The following is a 4,143-nucleotide window of genomic DNA, read 5'->3' as shown; positions in this document are numbered from 1 at the left end:
ACTGGTTTCGCGCTGCCCTGGCCGAGCGCAAGATCGAAGCCTGCATCCCGTCACGGTCCAACCGGAAAGTCCCCATCCCGCACGATCCTGTTCTCTACAGGAAGCGCCACAAAATCGAGAACATGTTCGGCAGGCTCAAGGACTGGCGGCGCATTCACACCCGCTATGACCGCTGTGCACATACCTTCTTCTCGAGCATCTGCATCGCGGCCGCTGTTATCTTCTGGCTGTGAATTTTATGAGTCCTGAGCCTAGNGGCGCATTCACACCCGCTATGACCGCTGTGCACATACCTTCTTCTCGAGCATCTGCATCGCGGCCGCTGTTATCTTCTGGCTGTGAATTTTATGAGTCCTGAGCCTAGGTTGTCGGCAGAACCGTATGCACTGTCGGCCGCGAGGTAATCGGGCCGCAAGCCGAAGCGGTTCTCTGTCCTGTCGAGCATTGTGCGGGATGCACCGACCTCGGCCTGGCGGATTGCCCGTGTCGCCTCCACATCCAGAATGACGCCGTGCTGTGTATCGATCAGATAGTTGGTCGCATAGGCGAAGAAGGCGTGGCCTTTATGGGCACCAGTCCATTGGGCGGCCGGATCGGACGGGGAGATGAACTTCGGCGTGACTGGTGAGGCCGCGCCGAAAGCAGCATCGTCGAGAACTGCCAGATATTCCTGTACCGAGCGACCAGCATCCTCTTTGGCTTCCCATTTCGATCCTGGTACCGAGCGCTGCTTGTTTGCATCCGCTGCGATCAAGCTGGCATCAACTGCAAATCCTTCCGCACCAACCAGTCCTTGAGCGAGGCAGCGTTCCACTACCATCTCGAACATATGCCGTAGGATGTCGCTTTGCCGGAACCGGCCATGGCGGTTCTTCGAGAAGCTAGAGTGATTGGGGACCTTGTTGTCCAGACCGAGGCGGCAGAACCAGCGATAGGCGAGATTGAGGTGGACCTCCTCGCACAGTCGGCGCTCCGAGCGGATACCAATGGAATAGCCGATGATTAGCATTCGCATCATAAGCTCGGGATCAATCGAGGGGCGGCCCGTGGCACTGTAGAAAGGCTTCAACTGCGCTCGGACGCTGTCGAGTTCGAGATGGCGGTCGATGCCGCGCAGCATATGGTCGGCAGGAACGTGATCATCAAGGCAGAAGTCGTAGAAGAGCTGCGCCGGAGCTACCTGACATCCCATCATCGCTCAATCCTCCGCAAATCAATGCGACGATTGAATCACGCCATGATCTTAACGGCAATAATAAAGCAAAGCACGGTGGATAAGACCATTGCTGCGATGGCCACCACAACGCGTTCAGTATTTCTCCAAAAGCCCGTTTCAGGTCCGCCACCGCCCAATGCCCCAAAAATATCGATCACGAAATCGATGGCTTGCACAAGCCTCTCCATAGCGTTCCCCTCTTCCGCGCAACCTCGTTAAAAGTGGATGTTTGAGAGCCGACGATCAATAAGTGTTTTTCAACGGTATCCGCCACAAGCAGTCATAAACCTATCCTCCGATGGTGAGCGATGGCAGGATACGAAACCAATTCTGGAGGACACACATCATGATGACACCAGGCACTCCGGTTTCCCTTGGCAACGGCTGCGCGGTATCCGAGAGATTCCTCATTATTGTCGGCTTTCCAGATGAGACATTGGGCTCCGATACACCGGTCAGCCGGATTTTCTATCTCAACCTCGACAGCCAAACGCTCTTCACTTACCAAGACTGGGTCGGTCAAACGATTGCTTCCGTCTGTCTCCGTCGTCCTCTCGGCTCGGTCCTGCGTGCCGGTTGCTTTTTGTGCGAGGAGGGCAGGATCGAAATCGTCAACTCAAGCGAGCATCTGAGCGAAGCGGTGGATGACCGAGCTAGTCCCCATGGCTCTCTCCGAAGCATTCATGAGGCCGGGCAGACCCTGTTTGCTTGTGGTTTCGGTGGTCAGTTGTACAGGCGCTCTTCCGGCGGGTGGGAGGCCGTCGATGGGGGGTTGCGCGACAAAGCGGAGCGGAACATTCGGAAGGAACTTGGGCTCGGCGAATTTGAGAGTGACGCGCCGCTCGGTATCGAGGAACGACTTGCACTCGGCAACCAGAGCCCGGACTTCACGCGTGTCGAGGGATTGTCGGAACGGGATGTCTATGTGTGCGGCCTGAGAGGGATGATCGGACATTGGGACGGATCACGCCTGGCGCTGATCTCATCTCCAACGGATGAACATCTGCTCGACATTCACTGCGTAAGCGCGGACAGGGTATTGATCGTCGGCTACGACCAGACGCTCCTTGTTGGGAGTGCCAGGGACGGCTTCGCCACCGTTCATGAGTCCGACACGGCGATTACCTTCTATTCGGTCCGGCAGTTTCGTGGCGAGATCTATGCCGGGACCACGTCGGGCCTCAGGAAGTTCGACGGCAGGAGCTTCGAGGTCATTCGGGCTCCGTCCGCAGGATTGGATGAAACAACTGTAATCCAGCAGATAGACAGCGTTTCTGATGACTGCCTTTGGATCATCGGGGATCGCCACGTCTTCCGGTATGACGGTTTCGAATTCGAGAGGGTAGAACTTCCATGAAGGCGCAAGTGCCGCCCCAATATTATTGCTTGCGCCACTTCGTGACGCAAGCAATATTCAGACACGTTTATTCGCTTCGGGGGAGATTAAGATTAGCCTTCTAGCAATCCTGCGTGAACGAGGTGAGCCTTTGGCAAGTCAACGTTCTCGGCTTATCGACATCAAGCCAATCAGTACCCTATTCTGACGTCATCATCGGTCAAAGAATTCCACAACGCCGGTGTCGAGGCGGTAATAGGCGCCAACGACCTTGATACGGCCCTCCGCCAGAGGTTTGAGCAGTAGCGGGTCGCTTTCTTCCCGCAAGGTACGTACCACACGGCGAACGTTCTGACGCACAGCATTCTCAGTCGGGTCACCCATCTGTCCTCGTGCTTCGAGGACGGCTGGGATGATTGGCTCGATCATGTTATCGATCTGCCCAGGAAAGCGGGCATTACTGTCAACGACAGCCATTGCTGCCTTCACTGCGCCGCAACTCTCATGTCCCATGATGACGATGAGAGGGACCCCAAGCTCGGCAACGGCATACTCGATCGATCCCATCGCAACGGTATCGACCGTATTGCCGGCATTGCGGATGATAAAAAGCTCACCCAAGCCTCGCCCAAACAGCAGTTCAGGAGGAACACGGCTGTCGGAACACGAGACATAGGCGCAGAACGGGGCTTGTCCCTTAGCCAGTTCGAGACGGCGCATCTCTGTCCTGTTGGGATAAACCAGTTCGTTTCGCAGAAAGGCCTCGTTCCCCCGTTTCAGCAGATCCAGTGCCTCATCGGGCGTCAGCGTAGACCTTCCATCTTTGACGGGCGCCGGTGCCAAGGGCACAGAGGAGGAGCCAGCCTCCTCGGCATAAAGTGCCTTAGGCAGTGCAACGGCGGCAGAAGCAGCCGTGCTTGTCAGAAAAACGCGACGAGAAACGTTACACATAACAAAACTCTCCAAAATGACGCGAGCTGCGTCTAGTTCACGACATCGAACATGATCGGGGAGCTTACGACTTGGCCACAAACTCGCACCGAGCACGCTCGATGCGGTCCGACATCATAGAGGCGTTTGCCTTAATCAGAGGGGCCCGGTCCGCAGAACGTATTTGGGTAAGAACAAACTCAATACAAGGATCAATCGCAAGAATGCTCCTCTGTCATTGAAGTCTGCTCATGGCACTGATGTTACGATCGGAACCGAAGAACCTAGTTGGCGGAGGCCAGCAAGGGGTCCGCTCCTAGATTGGAATTTAAATTATTACGGACGATTTCCAGAGGCAGACGGTAATTGCTAGTGGACCGATCTGTTCGTGTGGGTTGCTCTCTCGGGCGTCAATGTCACGTGATAGGTGACCGTCCCTTTGGCATCCAGCGTGAACCGCGGGCGCTAGGTGGCGTCGGCTATAGCCGCCAACCAGCTTTCGAAATCTGCAAGTTCGAGATGTCCAGTCACCTTTAGCAGCAGATGCAGGTCGGCCCGCTCCATCGTATGCCTCCGCCGAAGGCCGTCTGCCCTGATTTGGTGATTGGCTTTATGTCCATGCCTTATGTCATGCGCTACAATCATTTCCCCTATTGAGGTC

Annotated in this window: 5 protein-coding genes and 2 pseudogenes; 3 read left to right on the top strand and 4 right to left on the bottom strand. The window is 55.8% G+C overall.

The features are described 5' to 3' along the window. Together ASG39_RS24535 and ASG39_RS23285 are read left to right on the top strand one after the other, a co-directional pair. The coding region (locus ASG39_RS24535; RefSeq protein WP_062595000.1) for an IS5/IS1182 family transposase at positions 1-233 on the top strand (233 nt) is incomplete at its 5' end. Positions 234-256: 23 nt separating this feature from the next. Further along, positions 257-342, top strand: a pseudogene (locus ASG39_RS23285) (IS5/IS1182 family transposase); the annotation flags it as partial. Positions 343-361: 19 nt separating this feature from the next. Here the strand turns inward: ASG39_RS23285 and ASG39_RS10650 are convergent. Together ASG39_RS10650 and ASG39_RS23855 are read right to left on the bottom strand one after the other, a co-directional pair. Beyond that, a pseudogene (locus ASG39_RS10650) lies at positions 362-1,195 on the bottom strand (transposase); the annotation flags it as partial. 35 nt (positions 1,196-1,230) lie between these two features. Continuing rightward, positions 1,231-1,392, bottom strand: a complete 162-nt coding sequence (locus tag ASG39_RS23855; protein ID WP_156468122.1) for a hypothetical protein — start codon at positions 1,390-1,392, stop codon at positions 1,231-1,233. 170 nt (positions 1,393-1,562) lie between these two features. On the opposite strand from ASG39_RS23855, the gene ASG39_RS10645 reads away from it, so the two are divergent. After that, positions 1,563-2,573 carry a hypothetical protein gene (locus ASG39_RS10645; RefSeq protein ID WP_062594999.1) on the top strand — a complete coding sequence of 337 codons (1,011 nt, stop codon included), beginning with the start codon at positions 1,563-1,565 and terminating at the stop codon, positions 2,571-2,573. A gap of 192 nt (positions 2,574-2,765) precedes the next feature. Here the strand turns inward: ASG39_RS10645 and ASG39_RS10640 are convergent, their stop codons facing one another. Both ASG39_RS10640 and ASG39_RS24335 read right to left on the bottom strand, forming a co-directional pair. Further along, a complete protein-coding gene (locus ASG39_RS10640) occupies positions 2,766-3,503 on the bottom strand; it encodes a carbonic anhydrase (protein WP_082477161.1) in 738 nt (245 codons plus the stop codon). A gap of 444 nt (positions 3,504-3,947) precedes the next feature. Beyond that, on the bottom strand, positions 3,948-4,143 hold a 196-nt coding region (locus tag ASG39_RS24335; protein WP_210168571.1), incomplete at its 5' end, for a hypothetical protein.

Origin of the sequence: Rhizobium sp. Leaf371 (assembly GCF_001424045.1) — a bacterium.
Lineage (GTDB): Bacteria > Pseudomonadota > Alphaproteobacteria > Rhizobiales > Rhizobiaceae > Ferranicluibacter.
The sequence above is the reverse complement of the archived record's forward strand: the minus strand, read 5'-3'. Positions and strand labels throughout refer to the sequence as shown.

What these genes read in the sequence shown, in the direction of transcription:
- ASG39_RS10645 (WP_062594999.1), top strand. Translation starts at nt 1,563, where the DNA reads ATGATGACACCAGGCACTCCGGTTTCCCTTGGCAACGGCTGCGCGGTA.
- ASG39_RS10640 (WP_082477161.1), bottom strand. Translation starts at nt 3,503, where the DNA reads ATGTGTAACGTTTCTCGTCGCGTTTTTCTGACAAGCACGGCTGCTTCT.